Below are 21147 nucleotides of genomic sequence, written 5' to 3' on the forward strand. Positions count from 1 at the left end.
CCAAACTGCTCTGCGTCATAAAAACTGCACGGTCGTACAGCGCAAACTTCCGGGCCAGACGGCTTGAGCGAGACGCGGCGCGGGCTGTGGCCATTGACCGACCGGTCATCACCCTGGCGGTTTTCCGTCGACCACCCGGCATTGGTATTTGCCCCACTCCCCCGGGCACCCTAGAATGCGCCGATGCGCGATGATCTCTCCCTTTTGCTGAACTCCCTCAACGATGCCCAACGCCAGGCCGTAGCGGCCCCCGTTGGCCGTCAGTTGGTCCTGGCCGGTGCTGGCTCCGGTAAAACCCGAGTGCTGGTGCACCGTATCGCCTGGTTGATCCAGGTCGAAAACGCGTCCCCGCATTCCATCCTGTCGGTGACCTTCACCAACAAGGCCGCTGCCGAGATGCGCCACCGCATCGAGCAGTTGATGGGCATCAGCCCGGCCGGCATGTGGGTCGGCACCTTCCACGGCCTGGCGCACCGCCTGCTGCGGGCGCACTGGCAGGAGGCGGGCCTGGCCCAGACCTTCCAGATCCTCGACAGCGATGACCAGCAACGCCTGGTCAAGCGCGTGATACGCGAGCTGGGCCTCGACGAACAGCGTTGGCCAGCGCGTCAGGCACAGTGGTTTATCAACGGCCAGAAAGACGAAGGCCTGCGCCCGCAACATATCCAGGCCAGCGGCGATTTGTTCCTGGCGACCATGCGCAGCATCTATGAAGCCTACGAGGCCGCCTGTGCACGCGCCGGGGTCATCGACTTCTCCGAGCTGCTGCTGCGCGCCCTCGACCTGTGGCGCGACAACCCAGGCCTGTTGGCCCATTACCAGAAACGCTTCCGCCACATCCTGGTGGACGAGTTCCAGGACACCAACGCCGTGCAGTACGCCTGGTTGCGCCTGCTGGCCAAGGGCGGCGACAGCCTGATGGTAGTGGGCGACGACGACCAGTCGATCTACGGCTGGCGTGGCGCGAAAATCGAGAACATCTACCAGTACTCCGAAGACTTCCCGGACGCGGTGACCATCCGTCTGGAACAGAACTACCGCTCCACCGCCGGGATCCTCAAGGCCGCCAACGCCTTGATCGCCAACAACACCGGGCGCCTGGGCAAAGAGCTGTGGACCGACGGCGGCGAAGGCGAGGCGATCAACCTGTACGCCGCCTTCAATGAGCACGATGAAGCACGCTACGTGGTGGAAACCATCGAAAGCGCGCTGAAAACCGGCCTGGCGCGCAGTGACATCGCGATTCTGTACCGTTCCAACGCCCAATCGCGGGTATTGGAAGAAGCCTTGCTGCGCGAACGCATCCCGTACCGCATCTATGGTGGCCAGCGCTTCTTCGAGCGTGCCGAAATCAAGAACGCCATGGCCTACCTGCGTTTGCTGGAAGGTCGCGGCAACGATGCGGCGCTGGAACGGGTGATCAACATCCCGGCGCGCGGCATCGGCGAGAAAACCGTCGAGGCGATTCGCGACCACGCGCGCCATGCCGATGTGTCGATGTGGGAAGCCATGCGCTTGCTCATCGTCAATAAAGGCCTGACCGGCCGCGCAGCCGGCGCTTTGGGTGTGTTTGTCGAACTGATCGAGAACCTGGCAGCCAAGTGCGCGGAAATGCCGTTGCACCTGATGACCCAGACGGTGATCGAACAGTCCGGGCTGATCGCCTACCACGAGGCGGAAAAAGGCGAGAAAGGCCAGGCCCGGGTAGAAAACCTTGAGGAACTGGTAAGCGCTGCCCGTGCCTTCGAAAACACCGAGGAAGATGAAGAGCTGACGCCGCTGGCTGCTTTCCTCGGCCATGCGTCGCTGGAAGCCGGCGATACCCAGGCGGATGAGCATGAAGACAGCATCCAGCTGATGACCTTGCACAGCGCCAAGGGCCTGGAATTCCCGTACGTGTTCCTGGTGGGCATGGAAGAAGGCCTGTTCCCGCACAAGATGAGCCTGGAAGAGCCCGGCCGTCTTGAGGAAGAACGCCGCCTGGCGTACGTGGGTATCACCCGCGCCATGCAGAACCTGGTGATGACCTACGCCGAGACCCGACGCCTGTACGGCAGCGAGACTTACAACAAGGTGTCGCGCTTCGTACGTGAAGTACCGAAGGGTCTGATCCAGGAAGTGCGCCTGTCCAACAGCGTCAGCCGCCCGTTCGGCGGCGGGCAGCAGCAGAACTCCAGCAGTATGTTCGCGGGTTCCGAGATTCCGGAAACCCAGTTCAGCCTTGGCCAGCAGGTCAGGCATTCGGTGTTCGGCGAAGGCGTGATCCTCAACTTCGAAGGCGCTGGTGCACAGGCCCGGGTGCAGGTGAACTTCGCCGAAGGCAGCAAGTGGCTGATGATGGGCTACGCGAAGCTCGAAGCCGTCTGAAACATTTCCCAACATGAAGCTTATTGGCCCGCCCTTGTTTTTAACAGGCGCGGGCCAATATCAGTAATAAGTCCTACAGACCATTCTGAATCGGTCCTACGCAAAAGCCCGAAACATTATGTCGCTAGCCACTGTCACTCCACCTGTGCAACATGGCGCGCGTGCAATCCACAAATGGGAATTCCCTTTATGAAACGTTTTCTTAGCATCGCCATGGCGTTGTGCATCGGCCTGACGATGAGCATCGACGCCAACGCCAAACGCTTCGGTGGCGGCAAAAGCTCGGGCGCATCCCCGACTCACCAGACCAGCCAAATGGCTCCATCCGCCGGCGGCATGGGCGGTGCAGCCGCGACCGCAGGCGCAGCCGGTGCTGCTGGCGCCGCTGCCAAGGCCGGCGGTGCTTCGCGCTGGTTGGGCCCTCTGGCCGGTATCGCTGCCGGTGGCCTGCTTGCTTCCATGTTCATGGGCGGCGGCTTCCAGGGCATGCAGATCTTCGACATGCTGATCCTGGCGGTCATCGCCTTTGTGATCTTCCGCTTTATCGCCGCCCGTCGCCGCAAGCAGCAGGAGCACCTGGCTCCAGCCGGCGCGCCGATGCAGCGTGAAGTGTTCGAGCAAAAACCAGCCATGGGCTCGATCTTCGGCGGTTCGGCAGCCCCTGCTGCGGCCCGTCCGGTGATCAACGCGCCGGCCTGGTTCAACGAAGAGCGTTTCGTCGAAGCGGCCCGCAGCCACTTCCAGTCCCTGCAGCAGCACTGGGACGCCAACGAAATGGACAAAATTGCCGAGTTCGTGACCCCGCAACTGCTGGAGTTCCTCAAGCGCGAACGCGCTGAGATTGGCGATGCATTCCAGTCGACTTACATCGACGACCTGCGCGTGCAGTTGGACGGTGTGGATGATCGCGCCGACAAGACCATCGCCACCCTGACCTTCAGCGGTGTGTCGAAGACCTCGCGTTTCGACCAGGGCGAAGTGTTCAGCGAAAGCTGGAACATGGAACGCCCACAAGGCGACAACCAGCCTTGGCTGGTCGCCGGTATCCGCCAGAACGGCTGATCCCTTCACGCTTAGCACGCAGATACAAAAAACCCCGGACCTGTCCGGGGTTTTCTATTTCACGGTTGCACTTATAGCGAGCTACTGTATAAAACGCCCCTATAAACCGCGCCATCTAGCAAGAGGATCCCGGCCGTGGAAGAAATCATCGAACAATTGCGTGAAGCCAACGAACCGGTCCCGGTTCCTTTGGAGCTGCCTGACGAAGACCAACTGGTGGAAATCGAGGAACAACTGTTCATCGACATCCCGTTTGTCTTCCGTGAATTTCTGCTGACCGTCAGCGATGTGGTGTACGGCAGCCTGGAACCGGTGACCGTTACCGACCCGCAATCCCATACCTACTTGCCCGACGTGGCTGCCAATGCCTGGGATGCGGGTGTTGATCGCAGCATGATCCCGATCTGCCAGGACGGTGACGACTACTACTGCGTTGAAGAAGACGGCACCGTGGTGCTGTGGTCCGGCGAAGAAGAACTCGTTACCGAAGAAACCTGGGAATCGGTGTGGCACTGGGCGCGGGACGTCTGGCTGGAAAGCTGAGCCCACACCCAGGCGCTTAGTGCTCGGGCGTATCCTTGTGGTTATCCAGCGTCTCCAGCAAGGCGACCTGCATCCGCGTATGCACGCGGATGAACCACCGCCAGAGCACGGCCGCCACCGCCGCCGTGACCACGGCAATCAGCACCAGCAACTTGTTGGTCGGCAGAATACTGGCCGACAAGGCTGCCAATAGCAGGAAGATCACCAACAGCGACAGGATCGGGATCAGCTCTGCAATCACCCGCCGTACGCGCTGGGTATGCCGCCCGGCCATTTCGGGCTTCACGCTCATCTCCGCCAACAGCATCGACAGCGCCTTGAGTTTGCGATACGCCGCAATCAGGAAGGGCAGCGACAACAACAACGCCCCGCCCCAGATCAATGCCTTCTGCCAGCTCGGATCGCTGATCCAGCCTTCCAGATACCCACCAATACGCGCCGCGAAAAAGCTGCCGGCGAAGAAGATCGCCACCACCAGCGCCAGGTTCACCCCGACTTGCAGGATGATCTTGCGGATCATCGACGCCAGCATTGCGCCTTCACCTTGAGGCTGGATACTGCGCAGCCATTCGCCGTACATGCCGAACACCCGGCTCATTCGCTGCGGCATGATCGCCGCGATCTTCAAGGACAGTGGGTCGGCACCGCGAATCAGGTACGGCGTGAGCAGTGTGGTAATGGCTGAAACCGCCACGGCGACGGGGTAGAGGAAGTCACTGGTCACCTGCAACGTCATCCCCAACGCCGCGATGATGAAGGAAAACTCGCCAATCTGTGACAGCCCCATGCCCACGCGCAGTGAGGTACGGCCGTCATTGCCGGCGATAAACGCCCCCAGGCCACAGGACAACATCTTGCCCAGCACCACCGCCACGGTGATCACCGCAATCGGCCAGGCGTATTGCAGCAGGATCTGAGGGTCGATCATCAAGCCGATGGCCACGAAGAAGATGGCGCTGAACATGTCGCGAACCGGCTCGATCAGGCGCTCGATCTTAATCAACTGACGGGATTCGGCCATGATCGCGCCGATCAGGAACGCGCCCAGCACCATGCTGTACTCCAGCTTGACCACCAGCAGGCAGAAACCGAAACACAGGCCCAGTACGGTGATCAGCAGCATCTCGTTGCTTTCGAACTTGGCCACGTAGGCCAGCAAACGTGGCACCAGCAAAATGCCGATGACCAGCGCGACGATCATGAACAGCGACAGCTTGCCGACCGTGGAAAACACCTCGCCGGAGCTGACTGTGCCGCTGACGGCAATGCTCGACAGCAAGGCGATGATGCCGATGCCGAGGATGTCCTCGACGATCAGCACGCCGAAAATAAGCTGGGCAAAGCGCTGGTTCTTCATCTTCAGGTCATTGAGCGCCTTGACGATGATGGTGGTGGAGGAAATCGCCAGGATCGCGCCGAGGAACAGCGAGTCCATGGTGTTCCAGTCGAACCAGCGGCCGATCTCGTAGCCGATCCAGATCATCAGGATGATTTCCAGGAAGGCCGCGATGAAGGCTGTGGCGCCGACCTTGAACAGCTTGCGCAGGCTGAACTCCAGGCCCAGGCAGAACATCAGGAAGATCACCCCCAGCTCGGCGAGGGTCTTGATGGTGTCTTCGTCGTGGATCAGGCCGAACGGCGGGGTGTGTGGGCCGATGATGAACCCGGCGACGATGTAGCCCAGCACCACCGGCTGCTTGAGGCGGTGAAACAGGATGGTGACAACCCCTGCCACCAGCATGATCACGGCCAGGTCCTGGATAAAGCTGATGGCGTGCATGGCGAGGGGCTCCTTGAGGGTACTGGCGCTTTTCCCACTTCCGCCCGCGCCTTTGAAATGTCGCAAAGGGCGAAAGGAAAAGTCTGCCTTGATCGTAAGAAATGCCCTGAGATGGGCTTTTGAAGGTTAACACCGCGACTTCCGGCAGAAAGCCGGTGCAATATATGGAAACAGATCGGTACACGCGTGACGGCAAGCCGACCACCGGCGTCCCGTTAAGGAAGGCGCAGCAAAGATTCCAGCACCCGCAGAGGTGCCCCCCAACCAATGCCTACAACCCGTGAGTGTGCTATGGAACCCGGAAACGCCCAGCTGTCGATGACGGTATTGATGACCCCTGATATGGCCAACTTCTCAGGCAATGTCCACGGCGGCACCCTGCTCAAGTACCTCGACGAAGTGGCCTACGCCTGCGCGAGCCGTTATGCCGGCCGTTATGTCGTGACGTTGTCGGTGGACCAGGTGATTTTCCGCGAGCCGATTCATGTCGGCGAGCTGGTGACCTTCCTCGCGTCAGTCAACTACACCGGCAATACCTCGATGGAGGTAGGCATCAAGGTGGTGACCGAAAACATCCGCGAACGCTCGGTGCGCCACACCAACAGCTGCTTCTTCACCATGGTGGCCGTGGACGACCAGCGCAAACCAGCCGCCGTGCCGCCGCTGCAACCGCAGAACAGCGAAGACAAACGCCGTTTCGTGCAGGCACAGCAGCGCCGGCAGATCCGCCAGGAGCTGGAAAAGCGCTACCAGGAAATCAAGGCCGACGCGCTGTAGGCATCAGTGCCAGCACTTGTCGAAATGCGCACACACCTCAAAGCGCTGATCCAGTTGGCCCATGCGCGCCAGGTGATGGTTGAGCACTTCAACCATCACTGACTTGCGCGTGTTGATGTAATAGGCGGCCATCACTTTGTCGTTCTCCGCCACACGATCACGCGTGGTGGTGTCCGTCGGGTTCAGCCATTGTTCCAACACGGCGTCTTCGGTGACGCTCAATCGGTAGCGCAGCACTTCGTTATAGAGCCCCATTGTGCGCGCCTCTTGCGCCGCCGCATCTTCATTGAGCAAGGTGAAGTTCTGGCGATATTGGGTCCAGTAGGCCTCCGGCAACGTGAACGAACCCATTGCCGCCTTGCGCTTGGCAATCTGATCTTCAAGCGACTTGGGTGTCGACGGCGGTTCGACAGGTGTTTGCGGGTTCATCATCTTGAACAACTGCAGGTTGGTGTCAACGATGGAACCGATCAACGCAGCGCGCTTGGGCGTTTCTGGAATCTGCTTGGGGAACATCGGCGTGCTGCCGGCGCACGCTTGCAGCGGGCTTTCGATCATCGGCTGCGGAATACGCTCGTCTTTACCGTTGAAGCGCTGCAGACGTTGGAAGGTGGTGATGCAACTGCCCTCGGCCACGTCGAACGTCACTTCATATTCCTTGCCCGCCTCAGGCGTAAAGCTGATCGCCTTGGCGCACACGTAGCCGCTGCCATTGGTGTTGATGCGCATGAACACCGGCTTGCCAGGCGCCAGCTTGACCTCCAGCAAACCACGGGCTTTTTCCGGCGGCGGCACGATCATGCCCACCCGACGCTGGGTGTCGGTCATCAAGGAGTTGTTGAGCATGCCGGTAGTACGGCCTGCGCAGTGCTGGGCGTCGAAGAAGTCGAGGGTGGAGTTCTGGGTGTTGGAGATGAACCGCAGCTTGGCGGCATCGGGTTCGGTGGCGTCCGGGTAGCTACCGTTGATGCTGCAAGCGCTGAGCAGCGAAACCAGGCTTAGCGTGGAAAAAGCCCGTAGGAAATATGACATGGTTCTTCCTTGAAAAGCACAGGGGACAAAGAGGCGCCGATAGTACCGGACGCCCTTTGCCTGGCTCAATCAGGAATGTTCCTACAGCTCGATCGGCGTCGCTTCGAACCGCACGCGAGGATGGGCGATACGGTCCTGGGCGCGCACCAGTTCCAGTTCATAACTGGCGCAGGCCTGGGTTTCCAGCAGCACTTCATGCACGGCTGCGGCGGTGAACTCGAACGCTGCCAACAGGCTGTCGCCCAATAGTACCCGCGCCAGGAACAGCCCCGAGGTCAGGTCGCCCACGCCCACAGGCTGACGCGGAAACGCCAGCAATGGCCGGCGCAGGTGCCAGCTGCCCTCGGCGGTCACCAGCAGCATCTCGAAACCGTCCGGCAGCTTGCCGGGGTAGTCCAAGTGCTTAACCAATACCGCCTTCGGCCCGCGTGCCAGCAGCGCCTTGGCCATGGCCAGGCAATCGAACAGCGATTGCGGCTTACGCCCGGCAAAACTGTCCAATTCCAGCTGGTTAGGGCACAGGAAATCGGCCATGGCCGCGGCTTCGTCCAGCAGGAAATCGCTGACTTCCTGGGGCACGATGCAGCCCTTCTCCGGATGGCCCATCACCGGGTCGCACAAATACAGGGCCTTGGGGTTGATGGCCTTGATGCGCGCCACGCCGCTGAGAATCGCACGCCCCTGGTCCGCACTGCCCAGGTAGCCGGACAGCACGGCGTCGCAGTTGCCCAGCTCGCCGATCGCCGCAATGCCTTCCACCAGCGCCGGAATTTGCTGCGGCGCCAACACTTCGCCCGCCCATTGGCCATACTGGGTGTGGTTGGAGAACTGCACCGTGTTCAACGGCCAGACGTTCACCCCGACACGCTGCATGGGGAATACGGCAGCGCTGTTTCCGGCGTGGCCAAAGACCACATGAGACTGGATCGCAAGCAGATGAGGTGTGCGTTTCATGCGCGGGATTTCCGTAAAGCCATTGAAATTCTGGCCGCGCAGTATGCGACTAAACGCAGCCTGTACGACAGACCGGCGACACAGTTAAGCTGCTCTCACTTTGTTGGAGTCTTTCGCATGCTGACCCTGGGAAACATCTTCGTGTTGATGCTGCTGGCGACCGGTGCCGCCTGGGTGTGGCACAACCACGGCCTGCGTGAGCGGGCGCTGGAGCGGGTCAAGCAGCATTGTGCCAAGCTCGACATCGAACTGCTGGACGGCGCGGTGGCGCTCAAGCGTATCGGGTTTGTGAAGGATGCCAATGGGCGGCGGCGCCTGGCGCGTATCTACAACTTTGAATTCACCGTGACCGGCGAAACCCGCCATCCGGGGACCATCACTCAATTCGGCGCCCACAGCGCGCAGATCGAACTGGCGCCCTACCCGTTCGAGATCAAGACGCCGCTGCCCAGCGCCGAAGTGATCGAGCTGAGCCAGTGGCGCCAGGACCACGCCAAGAACCGTCAGTAACGGCAGGCCTTTAGTGCGGCCTGCAAGGCGGCCAGGTCCTGTGGCTCGCTGAAAATCAACTCAATACGTGAATCACGGCGCCATTCGCTGGCCTGCCAAGTCAACTCGCTGTTATCCACCGCGTTGGTCGAAACCCACCCTTCGGCGCTGTGGATAACCAGTTTGGCGCGGCGCCATTCAAGGCTTGTCAGCCACTGGTCGAGGCGGCGGGTATCGAATGGCTGGCTCGGGTGCCAGCGCCATCCGACGCTCCAACCACCTTCTTGAGTCTGACTCAGGCAGATCGGTTGAGTCGGATCGCTCCACACCGCCGGCATTTGCGCCTGGCCTTCGGGCACTTCGATGTTATCCACAGCGGCTGAAGCCTGCGCGTTCAGGCCGGGTAATTGTTGCAGGGGCAATTGCGCCTGGCGGGTCCAGTAGAGCGGGCATTCGGGCAACTGCCGTTCGATCGCTCGGCGCTGCCCGGCGTCCAACCCTTCATCTTTGTTCAACACCAGCAACCCGGCACTTGTCAGAGCCTCTTGCTGCGCTGGCGGCAATGGTTTTCGTGCTGCCAGCGCCTGGGCATCCAGCACCAGCACACAGGGCTGGACGGCCAGCACGCCCTGCCACGGTGCCTGCCGCAACTGCTTGAGCAACTGCGCCGGATGGCCCAGGCCCGACGGTTCGATAAACAGCCGGTCGGGCTTGGCCTTACGCAACAGACGACCCAGTCCTACCTGGAACGGTGCACCATTCACGCAGCACAGGCAGCCTCCGGCGACTTCGCCCAGGGCAATGCCGTCGTCATCCTGGGTGAGCAAGGCGGCGTCCAGGCCGATCTGCCCGAACTCGTTGATCAGCACCGCCCAACGCTCGTTGGCCGGGCGCTGGGCGAGCAGGTGCTTGATAAGGCTGGTCTTGCCGGCGCCCAAGGGCCCGGCAATCACGTGGGTGGGAATGTTCTGCAGCATGAGGGGCATCGTTCGGACCGTGTAGAGCGTTTGATCCTACGCGGTTATGCGAGCCAATCCAGTGTCAGGATCAATCGGCGCTCATCGGCCTTGAGCGCCGGTGACCGGTGGATCAAACCGTGATTCTCATTACCGTGCCATTTGGTGCCCTTGAGCAGGGCGACTTCGCCGCAGCGAATCTGTTCGATGCGCTCGGTGGGCTCTGCCTCCGACTGGCTCAGCCTGCGCCGGTCCATCACGCCTTCGCGCAACCACTGGCTGCCGACCCCCGCATAGGTGGTGATCAGTCGCACCGGCACATGGTCGACGTGAAAACGTGGGCACATCGCCTTATCCAGCAACCGCAAACGCACGCCAATACGTTTGGCGCCCAGCAGGCAGGCGAATGCGCTGACCAGCCACGACACATCGGCGATAAAGCCTTCGTAGCCTTCCAGATCTCGGCAGCTGGACGCCAATCCCTGCAAGTTCGGCTCGGCGTCTTCGTTGTTGAGCTCGATCACCATGGAATCGGCCAACGGCTCGTTGAGCGCCACCAGCAAGGCGCCGAACTCGGCGATGTGCAACGGCAACTGCCGCTCCCACACGGCCAGGTTGACGCCATCTTCCAGTATGTCGGACAGCGCCAACGGGGTTTCGCCACGGGTCTGGCGAATCACAGGACGCAGGGGAATCACCGGGGCCAGCATCAGGCGGCTGCCTCCTCATACCAAGGGCCAAAGGGATCGGCCAGCAGGCGCCAACCGTCGACGCCCTGGGCCATTTCTTCATCGTTGAGCAGGCACGCGTCCAACTCGGCACGCAGTAGAGTGAAGTCGATGTTCTGCCCGATAAACACCAGTTCCTGGCGGCAATCACCGGTGCTCAGTTGCCAGTTGCCCATGATCGCCGCGATGTTTTCTTCGTCCTGAGGCCACTGGCTTTTTGGCACAAAGCGCCACCAGCGCCCGGCAAAACCATGGCGCATCAAACCGCCGGCCTGGGACCAACTGCCCGCATCCTGGTGCTTGCTGGCCAGCCAGAAAAAACCTTTGGAGCGCAGCAGTTTGCCGTTGACCCACGGGCGGTCGATGAAGTCGAAGAAACGCTGTGGATGGAAGGGACGGCGCGCACGGTAAGCGGTGGAAGCAATACCGTATTCCTCGGTTTCCGGCACATGTTCACCGCGCAGTTCCTGCAGCCAGCCTGGGGCTTGGGCGGCACGTTCAAAGTCGAAACGGCCGGTGTTGAGGATCTTGTTCAGCGGCACTTCGCCCATGACCATTGGGATGATTTCCGCCTGGGCATTGAGGCGCTCAAGGATCGCCATCAACTCTTCGCGTTCGCGGCTGCTGATCAGGTCGATCTTGCTGATGAGGATCACGTCGGCGAATTCGATCTGCTCAATCAGCAGGTCGGTGATGGAACGCTCGTCTTCTTCACCGAGGGTTTCACCCCGCGACGCCAGGCTTTCGGCCGCCTGGTAGTCGAGCAGGAAGTTCATGCCGTCGACCACGGTGACCATGGTGTCCAGGCGCGCGATGTCGGCCAGGCTTTGCTCGTTTTCGTCGCGGAAGGTGAAGGTTTCGGCCACAGGCAAGGGTTCGGAGATGCCGGTGGACTCGATCAGCAGGTAATCGAAACGACCTTCCTTGGCGAGTTTTCCCACTTCTTCCAGCAAGTCTTCCCGCAGGGTGCAGCAGATGCAGCCGTTACTCATCTCCACCAGTTTTTCTTCAGAGCGGTTGAGCGTGACGTCGCGCTGGACTTCGCTGCCGTCGATGTTGATTTCGCTCATGTCGTTGACGATCACCGCCACCCGCAGGTTTTCGCGGTTGCGCAGGACGTAGTTGAGCAGCGTGCTTTTACCGGCGCCGAGAAAGCCGGACAACACAGTAACGGGGAGACGATTGGGCATCAGGTATTCCTCATCAGGGTTGGCCGGTCAAATCGCCCGTTTATGGCGTTCGCGCAGCTCTTCACGTTCTTTGGCTTCGATACACAGGGTGGCGGTAGGACGCAGCAACAAGCGCTGTAGGCCGATGGGCTCGCCGGTTTCGCGGCACCAGCCGTATTCGCCGCGCGCCAGCAAGTCGAGGGCATCGTCGATCTTGTCCAACAGCTTCTTTTCCCGCTCCAGCAGGCGCAGTTGCCATTGGCGCTGTTCTTCGGCGCTGCCGACATCGGCAGGGTCGCTGTTGGTTTCCTGCTCGCGCAGCACCAGGAACTCGGCGTCGATGCGGGCTTGCAGCTCATTGCGCTGGGCCAGCAGCAACTCACGGAAGAACCCTTGCTGGGCTTCATTCATGTAGTCGGCGCAAGGCTGGGCCAGGAGGTCTTGTTCGGTCATGGGGAGCGGTTCACGGGTCAGGCTGTGTTTTAATGTTATAGTATAACAATACAAATAAGCCAATCCCCTCTTGCTCACCACGACGAAGGGCGCAATGCTTGAACACTCCCCAGCCTGAGAAACCCGATGAGATACCTGGTGTGCGCCCTGTTATTGGTTGCCGTGGGACCTGCGTGTGCCCAGGCGCCAAGCCTGCTGGCCAACTGCACGCGCAGCGCCAATCTGCTCGCTTGCGTTGACCCTTCAGGCAACGCCTACAGCGTGGCGACGGTCGGCAGCACCACGTATTTACGCGGGTACGAGGTGATCGGCAAACGCTATTGGGCACAGACCAACAGCCGCTACGGGCAACTGACGTTCTTTACCGGGTTGGCGTCGGACGGTGAGGCGTGGGTCGGCTACACGCGGCGCGTGGGCTGGACCACCCTCAACCGGTTTTCCAGTTCGGGTGGCGCCAGCGCCAAATTCACCTGTAGCCGTATAACCGGCTGTTAGACCTGACCGTTCTTCTGTTCCTGCACCCATGCCATGTAGCTGTTCATCGGAGGATTCTTCTGGAAGTATTTTTTCAGGCCTTCGAACAGGCCGTCGGCAACCGCCTGTTGATGACGCGCAGTGACCAGCCGTGCACTGTCCCGCGCATTGGAAATAAACCCGGTTTCCACCAGGATCGACGGCACGTCCGGTGACTTGAGCACCGCAAACCCGGCTTGTTCCACACGCTTCTGATGCAGGCTGGTGATGCCTTCCAGGCTGCCCAGGATCGAACTGCCCAGTTGCAGGCTGGACGCGATGGTGGCGTTCATCGACATATCCAGGATCACCCCGGCGAGCATCGGGTCCTTGTCTTTCAGATTGAGCAGGCTGGTGGCACCGAGCAGATCGGCGCCGTTTTCCCGTTGCGCCATGAACCGCGCCGTGGCGGAAGTGGCGCCGCCTTCGGACAGGGCATACACCGACGCGCCCGAAGCGGTGATGCGTGGCGCCGCGTCCGCATGCACCGAGATAAACATGTCGGCATTGTGCTTGTGGGCGATTTCCACGCGCTTGCGCAACGGCACGAAGAAATCGTCGTTGCGCACCAACTTCACGTCGAAGCCTTTCTCGCGTTTCAAGCGTTTAGCCAGCAGTTGGGCGATGGACAGCACCACGTCTTTTTCGCGCTGGCCTTTGGAACCGACGGCGCCTGGGTCCTTGCCGCCGTGGCCGGGGTCGACTACCACAATGATGTCGCGTTTGGGATGCGCTTTATCCACCAAAGGCTTGGGCTCGGCCGCAATCTGGCGAGGCGCCTGGGTGGCGCTGGTCAGGTCCAGGACCAGTCGATGGCCTTGGCCATCCTGAGGCGGCAATAGAAAGCTGTTGAGCTGCATCGGTGCGGCCAGGTCCAGCACGATGCGCGTGTCGCCTTTGCCGAAATGCCCGGAACGAATCGAGGTGATCCCGCTGTTCTTCAGCGCCAACTGAGAGAAATCACCACTGAGCCCGGCGCCGCTCAAATCGATGATCAAGCGCTCCGGCGCGCTCAACGTGAAGGTCTTGTATTGCACCGGACCGCTGAGGTCGAACACCAGGCGCAGCTTGTCGTCCGAGCGCCACAGGCGGGCGTTGCTGATCTGCGTGGCGTGGGCGGCAAACGGCAAGGTGAACAGCGGGCTGGCCAGAAGCAGGTTTAGGAGCTGACGTCTGTGCATGAAAAATACCGCAAATAAAGGAGCGTCCCTACTCGACATGACTGAAAAAAGGCTGGAGCAGAAAAATCATCGTCGACTCAATAGTTATAATATAACATGTCTTTTTATTTCCAACGATGGACCTGCTCATGAATGCGCTGACTCTGCCGGATATCGCCGCGCAGGCTTCACGCCAAGCCTTGCCACTCGACTGGGTGGGCATGTGCGGCATCGCCCTACCCATCCTCATCGACGGCCAGCGCCTGACCGCCACCGCCGATGCCGGCGTGAGCCTGGACGATGGCGCCGCCCGTGGCATTCATATGTCACGCCTGTACCTGGCCCTGGAGATGCTCGACCAGCAACCGCTTACGCCCGCACTTCTGCGTAATGTACTGCAGCGTTTTCTCGACAGTCATGAAGGTTTATCTAATAACGCCTACCTGCGTATCCACACCGATTTGCTGCTCAAACGCCCGGCACTGGTCAGTCCTTTGGCCGGTTGGAAAGGCTACCCGGTGAGCATCGAAGCGCGTCTGGAAAACCAGATGTTCCACGTGGAACTAAAAATTGACGTCACTTACTCCTCGACCTGTCCCTGCTCCGCTGCCCTCGCCAGGCAGTTGATTCAGCAACAATTTCTCGACGACTTCGCCAACACGCCTTTGCAGCATGAAGACGTATTGACCTGGCTCGGCAGCGCCAACGGCATCGTCGCCACGCCTCACAGCCAGCGCAGCAGTGCGCAATTGCATGTCGAGCTGCAAGGCGAGCAACTGCCACTGACAGACTTAATCGACACCGTCGAAGCCGCCCTCGGCACCGCCGTACAAACCGCCGTGAAACGTGCGGACGAACAAGCCTTCGCCCTGGCCAACGGGCAGAACCTGATGTTCTGCGAAGACGCCGCCCGCCGCCTGAACCTCGCCTTGAAACGCTCGGATGCCGTCAAAGCCTTCCACCTGAAAGTGGTCCATGCCGAAAGCCTGCACGCGCACGATGCCGTGGCTGAAAGCCGCTGGACGAGACACCCTGCATGATCACCTGCACCGCTTTACGCTGGGGCGCTCCCGGCCAACCGCTGACGCCCGCCATCGACCTCACCCTGGAAAAAGGCAGCCTCACCGGCATCATCGGCGCCAACGGCACCGGTAAAAGCAGCCTGCTTAAAGTCATCGCCGGCCTGCAAAAGCCGCTGGCGGGCAAGGTCACGTTGGAGGTTCCACGCCGTGGCGGCCTGTCGTTCCTGCCCCAGCAGCAACACCTGGACCGTCAGTTTCCCATCAGCCTGCAAGAGCTGGTCGCCGCCGGCTTCTGGGGCACGCAACTGTCCCCGCAACAGCGCAATCAGCGGCTTGAAGCAGTACTGGAAGACTGGTGCCTCAGCGGCCTTGAGCATCGCCCGTTGATGGCACTGTCCGGTGGCGAGCTGCAACGCGCCCTCCTTGCTCGCATGAGCCTGGCCGAAGCGCCCGTTCTGCTGCTCGACGAGCCCCACGCCGCCCTTGATGAAGAGGGCCAGGCGCTGTGCTGGAAACACATCCACGCCTGGCATGAGCAAGGCCGCACGCTGATCGTGGTCTGCCATGACCTCGCCTCCGTGCGCCACCACACCCAGCAAGTGGTGCAGATCAAAAGCACCGGCTGCGTGTTCGGCCCGAGCAAAGAGCTGATCCGCCCGCAGCCACAGATGCAGGTGGCCTGATGCATTTCGCCGCCCACCTGTGGATGCCCTTCGTCGACTTCGTCTTTATGCGCCGCGCTCTCATCGGCGGGTTGGTACTCGCCTGCAGTACCGCGCCGCTGGGCGTGTTCCTGATCCTGCGGCGCATGAGCCTGATCGGTGACGCTGTCGCCCACGGCATCCTGCCCGGCGCAGCCCTCGGCTTCTGGTTCGCCGGCCTCAGCCTGCCCGCCCTGACCATCGGCGGCCTCGGCGCGGGCCTGAGCATGGCTGGCCTGTCCGCTTGGATCACTCGCCGCACCGGCCTGCGTGAAGACGCCAGCCTCGCCGCCATCTACCCCATCTCCCTGGCCGCGGGCGTGCTGATCCTCGGCATCGCCGGCAAACGCCTCGATCTGCTGCACCTGCTGTTTGGCTCCGCCCTGGCGGTGGATGAAACCACCCTCACCGGCATGCTGTGGGTTTCCAGCTTCAGCCTGATCGCCATGGCCGCGATCTACAAACCGCTGCTGCTGGACACCCTCGACCCATTGTTCCTGCAAACCGTCAGCCGCCTCGGCCCACTGGCCCATGGTTTGTTCCTGACCTTGGTGGTGCTGAACCTGGTCATTGGCTTCCAGGCCATCGGCGCCTTGATGGTGGTAGGCCTGATGATGTTGCCGGCCATCGCTTCACGTTTCTGGAGCCGGCGCCTGCCGGTGTTGATCGCGGTATCGGCAGTGCTGGGATGCCTGTCGGTGTGGCTGGGTTTGTTGCTGTCGTTCTACTACTCGTTGCCCAGCGGCCCGGCCATCGTGCTGGTGGCGGGCGCCGGGTATCTGCTGTCCGTGGTCTTCGGTCCGGTGCACGGCTTGCTGCGCCGCCCGCCTTTGCTGTCATCCCAATGAGGTGTTTCCCGATGCGCGCTCTACTCGTGCTGTTCAGTCTCGTCCTGTCGTTGTCGACGGCCCAGGCCGCCGACAAGCTTCAGGTGGTTACCAGCTTCAGCATCCTCGATGACATCACTCACCAGATTGGTGGTGATCACATCCAGATCAGCAACATGGTCGGCCCCGACGCCGACGCCCACACCTACGAGCCTACCCCGGACGATGCCAAGGCACTGCTCAAGGCCAAGGTGATCATCAAGAACGGCCTGGGCTTCGAACCCTGGCTGGACCGTCTGGTGACCAGCACCGAAACCAAAGCCACGGTGGTGACCGCCAGCAAAGGCGTGATCTCCCACACCATGGAAGAGGACGGCGAAACCATCCCCGACCCGCACGCCTGGCACAACCTGGCCAACGCCGAAATCTATGTGAACAACATCACCAAGGCGCTGATCGCTGCCGACCCGGCCAACAAAGCCGACTACCAGCACAATAGCCAAACCTACCTGAAAGAAATCTATCGCCTGCTGGCCGAAGCCAAGACCAAGTTCGGCGCTCTACCCGCCGGTAACCGTCGCATCGTCACCTCCCACGACGCCTTCGGCTACCTGGGCCAGGCTTATGGCATCGATTTCCTCGCGCCACAGGGCTTGTCTACCGAACGCGAGCCGTCCGCCGCCGAAGTGGCTGCGCTGATCACTCAGATCCGCAAAGACAAAGTCAAAGCCGTGTTCATGGAAAACATCAAGGATTCGCGCCTGCTCAAGCAGATCGCTGACGAAAGCGGTGCGCAGATCGGCGGCACGCTGTACTCCGACGCCCTCGCCGCTGAAGGCCCGGCCAGCACCTTCACCGGACTGTTCGAATACAACCTCAACACGCTGTGCGCGGCCCTGAGCAAGCCATGACCTTGAGCATGCTCGACCTGGAAGGGGCTGCCGTCGGCAGCAGCTTTCCCCTCGAACCCGTGCTCGATGCCCTGCCGTGGAACAGCGATGGCCTGATCGCCGCCATCGCCCAGCAACACGGCAGCGGCGAGGTGTTGATGCTGGCCTGGATGAACCGCCAGGCCCTCAAGGAAACCCTGGGCACCGGGCAGGTCTGCTACTGGTCGCGCTCACGCCAGCAGTTGTGGCGCAAGGGCGAAAGCTCCGGTCACTGGCAACAGCTAGTGGAGGCACGCCTGGATTGCGACGGCGACGCGGTCCTGCTGATCGTCGACCAGCAGGGCCCGGCCTGCCACACCGGAAGGCCGACCTGCTTCTACAACGCCATCGACGGCGACTACGTCCACATCATTACGGAGCCCTTAGCATGATCCGCAAAAACCCGTCCGGCGATCTGCCTGTGATTGCCGAATCGGCCTACGTCGACAAGACCGCCATCATCTGCGGCAAAGTCATCATTGGCGAAAACGTGTTCGTCGGCCCCTACGCCGTGATCCGCGCCGACGAAGTCGACGCCAGCGGCGGCATGGACCCGATCATCATCGGCGCCAACTCCAACATCCAGGACGGCGTGGTCATCCACTCCAAATCCGGCGCGGCGGTGACCATCGGAGAGTTCACCTCGATTGCGCACCGCTCCATCGTCCATGGCCCCTGCACCGTCGGCGACCGCGTGTTCATCGGCTTCAACAGCGTGCTGTTCAACTGCGCCGTGGGCGATGGCTGCGTGGTGCGCCACAACTCGGTGGTCGACGGCCGCGACTTGCCCGCCGCGTTCTACGTGCCCTCCACCACCCGCATCGGACCGAACACCGACCTCTCGCAATTCCCGCCGGTGAGCGTGAGCGCCTCGGAGTTTTCCGAAGACGTGGCCCGCACCAACGTTGACCTGGTGCGCGGCTATAAAGCCCTGCAAAACGAGTTCTGAACCATGAGCCGCCTGCTGATCCGCAACGCCCGCCTGGTGAACGAAGGCCAGGAATTCGACGCCGATGTGTTGGTTGCCAACGGTCGTATCGAAAAGATCGCCAGCAGCATCCAGGACAGCAACGCGACTGTCGCCATCGACGCCCAAGGTCACTGGCTGCTGCCCGGCATGATCGATGACCAAGTGCACTTTCGCGAACCTGGCGCGCCGGACAAAGGCAGCTTCTACAGCGAATCCCGCGCGGCGGTAGCCGGTGGTATCACCAGTTTCATGGACATGCCCAACACGCACCCGGCCACCCTCGACCTGGACGCCCTGGCCGACAAAAAGCGCCGCGCCGCCCTGCACTCGGTGGCCAACTATGGCTTCCACTTCGGCGTGAGCAACGACAACCTCGACACCGTCGCAGCCCTCGACCCACGTGAGGTGGCCGGGGTCAAAGTGTTCATGGGGGCTTCGACCGGCAATATGCTGGTGGACGATCCTCGGATCCTGGAGCGCCTGTTCGCCGAAGTGCCCACGATTTTGCTGGCCCACTGTGAACACACGCCAAGCATCCAGGCCAACGAACAGCGCCTGCGCGAACGCTTCGGCGAGCACATCCCCGCCGTCGCGCACCCGCTGATCCGCGATGCCGAGGCGTGCTATCGCTCGTCATCCTTTGCCGTGGAGTTGGCCAAGCGCCATGGCACCCGCCTGCATGTGCTGCACCTGACCAGCGCCCGCGAACTGGCACTGTTCGAAGACAAACCCTTGAGCGAAAAACGCATCACCGCCGAGGTCTGCCTGCACCACCTGCTGTTCGATGACCGCGACTATCACCGCCTCGGCCACCAGATCAAATGCAACCCGGCCATCAAGACCCGCGCCGACCGCGACGCCTTGCGCCTGGCCTTGTTAAGCGACCGCCTGGATGTCATCGGCAGCGATCACGCGCCGCATACCTGGGCGCAAAAACAGTTGGGTTATCGCGAGGCGCCTTCGGGATTGCCCCTGGTGCAGCACGCCCTGCCCGCGCTGCTGGAACTAGTGGCCGATGGGCTGCTGCCGTTGACCACGCTGGTCGCAAAAACCAGTCACCGTGTGGCCGACCTGTTCGCCATCCCCGATCGTGGCTACCTGCGTGAAGGTTATTGGGCCGACCTGGTGCTGATCAAACCTGAGCCCGAGGGCAAGCCGGTCAGCAGCCAACCCATCCTGGCCCGCTGCGGCTGGACGCCCTTCGCCGAACGCAGCTTTCGTCACAGCGTCAGCACCACCCTGGTTTCCGGTCACTTGGCCTTTCATAACGGTCAGGTAATCGACAGCTGCCAAGGATTACCTTTGCATTTCCAGCGCTAGAGACGACGGCGATGATCCGGATCACCCTGCCAGACGGCACCCAACGCGAGTACGACGAGGCGCTGTCGGTTTACGAGGTAGCCGCCAGCATCGGCTTGGGGCTGGCCAAAACCTCGGTCGCCGGTCGCGTTGACGGTGTGCTAGTGGGTTGTGAACACCTGCTGGAACAGGACGCCCGACTCCAGATCATCACCACCCAGGATCCCGAGGGGCTGGAGATTCTGCGTCGCTCCTGCGCAAGTCTGTTGGCGATGGCCACTCAGCAACTGTTTCCTATCGCTCAGTTGAAAGCCGGGTCGCCCACCGACGATGGTTTTTTCTACGACTTAGCCTGCGAACGCACCTTCACAGCGCTCGACCTTGAACAGATCGAAGCACGCATGCGCCACTTGGCGAACACCAATCATTCGGTACGGCGCCTGGGCGATTTTGAAGCCCTGTGCCACGGTCTTCATGTGCCCAGCACCGGTGTGATCCGAGCCTTCAAGCTGACCAAGGTCACCCTCAACGCATCGCAACAACGCATTTACGGCACCTGTTGGGCCAGCCAACAGGCTGCGGTGCTCACCCTGAGTGAAAGCCAGGCCGACTTCGGCCAGCAGGTCTGTGAAGCATTGAAACGTGTGGGCATACGGGCAGTGGTGGACCGACGCAACGAGAAGGTCAGCTACAAGATGCGCGAGCACAGCCTGCACCAAGTGCCGTATCTGGTGATTGTTGGCGAGCGGGAAAAAGCCGGCGGCTACGTCAGCCTGCGTAGCCGCCTGGGGGAAGACCTCGGTCAGATGAGTATCGAAGCCCTGTGCGAAAGGCTCAAGCGCGAGGCTTGACCGTCCCGCAATCGTTGCCCAGCCACTGGGCATGGCTGTCCAGGCTGCCCTTCTGCTGAATGCCGGTGGCATTGAAGGTGCCGTTGACGGTGGTGGTGAATTCTTTTTGGCTCTGGAAAGTGGCTACACCCGTGCCTTGGGCTTTCGGGCAACTGAAACGGAATTTCCACTGGTTGCCGGTCTTGTCGGTCACTTCCTGCTTGCAGCCCGATTGCGGGTCGGTCAGCGGGATCGAATCGGAGGCAACCTGCGCCGGGGTGAGGCACACCTGCACGCCTTTGCCGGCCATGGTGATGCCCTGTTTTTCGAGCATGGCACGCTGTTCCGGGGTCATCTGTTGCTTGAGCTGACCGAGGATCAGCGACAGGTCGGGCAAGTCCTGGTTATCGACTTTCATATTGCTGGTGGTCAGTTCCCACAAGCCCGGCGCCAGCATCTGCGCCTGCGCCGCCACCGGCAGCGACACACCAATCATCATGGCCAAAGACAGCAGACGAGCATTCATCGGGTAACTCCTGGGTAATGTTGGGCGTTAGACGCCGCAAAGGTGCCAGGGTTGCACGGC

Annotated in this window: 23 protein-coding genes; 14 read left to right on the forward strand and 9 right to left on the reverse strand. The window is 61.3% G+C overall.

Translation table 11 applies throughout. From position 1 onward, the window contains the following. Window positions 1-183 precede the first annotated feature (183 nt). The 3 genes from uvrD (at window position 184) to AYR47_RS06555 (ending at window position 3972) form a co-directional block, all read left to right on the forward strand. The gene (gene uvrD, locus AYR47_RS06545) at window positions 184-2367 is read left to right on the forward strand and encodes a DNA helicase II (RefSeq protein ID WP_033897250.1); all 2184 of its coding nucleotides are present in this window, start codon (window positions 184-186) and stop codon (window positions 2365-2367) included. Between the two features lie 189 nt (window positions 2368-2556). Further along, entirely contained in the window at window positions 2557-3429 is an 873-nt protein-coding gene (locus AYR47_RS06550; protein WP_061434672.1) for a Tim44 domain-containing protein, read from the forward strand. Between the two features lie 135 nt (window positions 3430-3564). After that, window positions 3565-3972 (forward strand): SMI1/KNR4 family protein, encoded by a 408-nt coding sequence (locus tag AYR47_RS06555; protein WP_017739032.1) that lies wholly within the window; start codon window positions 3565-3567, stop codon window positions 3970-3972. A 16-nt stretch (window positions 3973-3988) separates the two neighbouring features. Here AYR47_RS06555 and AYR47_RS06560 read toward each other — a convergent pair whose 3' ends face one another. Next, entirely contained in the window at window positions 3989-5752 is a 1764-nt protein-coding gene (locus AYR47_RS06560; protein ID WP_033897248.1) for a cation:proton antiporter, read from the reverse strand. A gap of 291 nt (window positions 5753-6043) precedes the next feature. On the opposite strand from AYR47_RS06560, the gene AYR47_RS06565 reads away from it, so the two are divergent. Beyond that, window positions 6044-6529, forward strand: a complete 486-nt coding sequence (locus tag AYR47_RS06565) for an acyl-CoA thioesterase (protein WP_033897247.1) — start codon at window positions 6044-6046, stop codon at window positions 6527-6529. Window positions 6530-6532: 3 nt separating this feature from the next. On the opposite strand, the gene AYR47_RS06570 is transcribed toward AYR47_RS06565, so the two are convergent. Beyond that, on the reverse strand, window positions 6533-7561 hold the full coding sequence (locus AYR47_RS06570; protein WP_033897246.1) for a hypothetical protein: 1029 nt from the start codon (window positions 7559-7561) through the stop codon (window positions 6533-6535). Window positions 7562-7642: 81 nt separating this feature from the next. Next, complete coding sequence (gene pdxY, locus AYR47_RS06575) at window positions 7643-8515, reverse strand: pyridoxal kinase PdxY (protein ID WP_033897245.1); 873 nt, start codon at window positions 8513-8515, stop codon at window positions 7643-7645. Between the two features lie 117 nt (window positions 8516-8632). On the opposite strand from pdxY, the gene AYR47_RS06580 reads away from it, so the two are divergent. After that, on the forward strand, window positions 8633-9025 hold the full coding sequence (locus AYR47_RS06580) for a DUF3301 domain-containing protein (protein WP_016978674.1): 393 nt from the start codon (window positions 8633-8635) through the stop codon (window positions 9023-9025). Here the strand turns inward: AYR47_RS06580 and AYR47_RS06585 are convergent. The 4 genes from AYR47_RS06585 to dksA are packed head-to-tail and all read right to left on the reverse strand — an operon-like array spanning window position 9019 to window position 12310. Continuing rightward, a complete protein-coding gene (locus AYR47_RS06585; RefSeq protein ID WP_033897244.1) occupies window positions 9019-9981 on the reverse strand; it encodes a CobW family GTP-binding protein in 963 nt (320 codons plus the stop codon). The genes AYR47_RS06580 and AYR47_RS06585 overlap by 7 nt on opposite strands. 44 nt (window positions 9982-10025) lie before the next feature. Continuing rightward, on the reverse strand, window positions 10026-10670 hold the full coding sequence (locus AYR47_RS06590; protein WP_061434674.1) for a DUF1826 domain-containing protein: 645 nt from the start codon (window positions 10668-10670) through the stop codon (window positions 10026-10028). Further along, a complete protein-coding gene (zigA, locus tag AYR47_RS06595) occupies window positions 10670-11878 on the reverse strand; it encodes a zinc metallochaperone GTPase ZigA (RefSeq protein WP_033897242.1) in 1209 nt (402 codons plus the stop codon). The genes AYR47_RS06590 and zigA overlap by 1 nt, the downstream gene beginning before the upstream one ends. 27 nt (window positions 11879-11905) lie before the next feature. After that, on the reverse strand, window positions 11906-12310 hold the full coding sequence (dksA, locus tag AYR47_RS06600) for an RNA polymerase-binding protein DksA (protein WP_033897241.1): 405 nt from the start codon (window positions 12308-12310) through the stop codon (window positions 11906-11908). Window positions 12311-12436: 126 nt separating this feature from the next. Between dksA and AYR47_RS06605 the strand changes: the two genes are divergently transcribed. Next, window positions 12437-12805 (forward strand): hypothetical protein, encoded by a 369-nt coding sequence (locus tag AYR47_RS06605; RefSeq protein WP_016978679.1) that lies wholly within the window; start codon window positions 12437-12439, stop codon window positions 12803-12805. Here the strand turns inward: AYR47_RS06605 and AYR47_RS06610 are convergent. Further along, window positions 12802-14004 carry an N-acetylmuramoyl-L-alanine amidase gene (locus AYR47_RS06610; protein ID WP_033897240.1) on the reverse strand — a complete coding sequence of 401 codons (1203 nt, stop codon included), beginning with the start codon at window positions 14002-14004 and terminating at the stop codon, window positions 12802-12804. The two genes, AYR47_RS06605 and AYR47_RS06610, sit on opposite strands and share 4 nt — an antisense overlap. 128 nt (window positions 14005-14132) lie before the next feature. Between AYR47_RS06610 and folE2 the strand changes: the two genes are divergently transcribed. Genes folE2 through AYR47_RS06650 form a run of 8 tightly spaced genes read left to right on the forward strand, consistent with a single transcriptional unit; the run spans window position 14133 to window position 20582 of the window. Further along, a complete protein-coding gene (gene folE2 / locus AYR47_RS06615; RefSeq protein ID WP_061434676.1) occupies window positions 14133-15023 on the forward strand; it encodes a GTP cyclohydrolase FolE2 in 891 nt (296 codons plus the stop codon). Beyond that, a complete protein-coding gene (locus AYR47_RS06620; RefSeq protein ID WP_061434678.1) occupies window positions 15020-15688 on the forward strand; it encodes a metal ABC transporter ATP-binding protein in 669 nt (222 codons plus the stop codon). Before folE2 ends, AYR47_RS06620 begins: the two co-directional genes overlap by 4 nt. Continuing rightward, window positions 15688-16554, forward strand: a complete 867-nt coding sequence (locus tag AYR47_RS06625; protein ID WP_016978683.1) for a metal ABC transporter permease — start codon at window positions 15688-15690, stop codon at window positions 16552-16554. The genes AYR47_RS06620 and AYR47_RS06625 overlap by 1 nt, the downstream gene beginning before the upstream one ends. An 11-nt stretch (window positions 16555-16565) precedes the next feature. Beyond that, a complete protein-coding gene (locus tag AYR47_RS06630; RefSeq protein ID WP_061434680.1) occupies window positions 16566-17444 on the forward strand; it encodes a metal ABC transporter substrate-binding protein in 879 nt (292 codons plus the stop codon). Further along, window positions 17441-17854 carry a phosphoribosyl-AMP cyclohydrolase gene (hisI, locus tag AYR47_RS06635; RefSeq protein WP_033897236.1) on the forward strand — a complete coding sequence of 138 codons (414 nt, stop codon included), beginning with the start codon at window positions 17441-17443 and terminating at the stop codon, window positions 17852-17854. The genes AYR47_RS06630 and hisI overlap by 4 nt, the downstream gene beginning before the upstream one ends. Next, window positions 17851-18411, forward strand: a complete 561-nt coding sequence (locus AYR47_RS06640; protein ID WP_028618554.1) for a gamma carbonic anhydrase family protein — start codon at window positions 17851-17853, stop codon at window positions 18409-18411. The genes hisI and AYR47_RS06640 overlap by 4 nt, the downstream gene beginning before the upstream one ends. A gap of 3 nt (window positions 18412-18414) precedes the next feature. Further along, window positions 18415-19752 (forward strand): dihydroorotase, encoded by a 1338-nt coding sequence (locus tag AYR47_RS06645; RefSeq protein WP_061434682.1) that lies wholly within the window; start codon window positions 18415-18417, stop codon window positions 19750-19752. 11 nt (window positions 19753-19763) lie between these two features. After that, complete coding sequence (locus tag AYR47_RS06650) at window positions 19764-20582, forward strand: His/Gly/Thr/Pro-type tRNA ligase C-terminal domain-containing protein (RefSeq protein ID WP_061434684.1); 819 nt, start codon at window positions 19764-19766, stop codon at window positions 20580-20582. Here AYR47_RS06650 and AYR47_RS06655 read toward each other — a convergent pair. Beyond that, complete coding sequence (locus AYR47_RS06655) at window positions 20566-21087, reverse strand: DUF3617 domain-containing protein (protein WP_016978689.1); 522 nt, start codon at window positions 21085-21087, stop codon at window positions 20566-20568. The two genes, AYR47_RS06650 and AYR47_RS06655, sit on opposite strands and share 17 nt — an antisense overlap. Window positions 21088-21147 lie beyond the last annotated feature (60 nt).

The sequence above is a fragment of the Pseudomonas azotoformans genome, assembly GCF_001579805.1.
In the GTDB taxonomy this organism is placed as follows: Bacteria; Pseudomonadota; Gammaproteobacteria; order Pseudomonadales; family Pseudomonadaceae; genus Aquipseudomonas; species Aquipseudomonas azotoformans_A.